Source organism: Falsirhodobacter sp. alg1 (genome assembly GCF_000739715.2).
Classification (GTDB): Bacteria; Pseudomonadota; Alphaproteobacteria; order Rhodobacterales; family Rhodobacteraceae; genus Falsirhodobacter.
The window spans coordinates 1-548 of record NZ_BBJC02000081.1 but is presented as its reverse complement, the minus strand read 5'-3'; the positions used below and the strand labels follow the sequence as shown (position 1 = coordinate 548).

The 548-nt window shown below is 56.7% G+C and carries 1 pseudogene; it reads left to right on the top strand.

Annotated elements, in window-relative coordinates:
- Window positions 1-276: 276 nt before the first annotated feature.
- Window positions 277-548 (top strand): annotated as a pseudogene (locus TR36_RS14290) (3,4-dihydroxy-2-butanone-4-phosphate synthase); the annotation flags it as partial.

The following is a 548-nucleotide window of genomic DNA, read 5'->3' as shown; positions in this document are numbered from 1 at the left end:
CATTGGCGCGCCGTGTTAATAAAGCCCTGCCGATAAAGGCGGCAATACAGGCCAAAGCCGCGATAGCCTCGATCCGCACAAGGTCGACCCACGCAACACCCATACACCACCCCNGGACTGTTTTNCTTGTTGAGAGATGGAATGTTCGTGGAGTGGTTAATAAAAAATTAANTTAATGAAAATAATCGAACATGGCGGCCTGACGGTTTAAAAATATCACAGGGCGAAGGGACGGTTTTCCTCCAATGGGCCATCGTTTGTTACCAATGCTTCGATGGCCTTCCGTTGATGACGCCGAAAAACGGCAGCCGTCACGAAACGGCCTTCACCTTGTCGATCGAGGCACGCGACGGTGTGACCACGGGGATTTCGGCACATGATCGGGCGCGGACAGTTGCAGTGGCAACCGATCCGTCGAAGGGACCTGCCGACATCAACTCGCCCGGGCATGTGTTCCCGCTTCGTGCGCGTGACGGGGGTGTGCTGATCCGGGCCGGCCATACCGAGGCGGCTGTCGATGTCGCGCGTCTGGCGGGGCTCAATCCTTC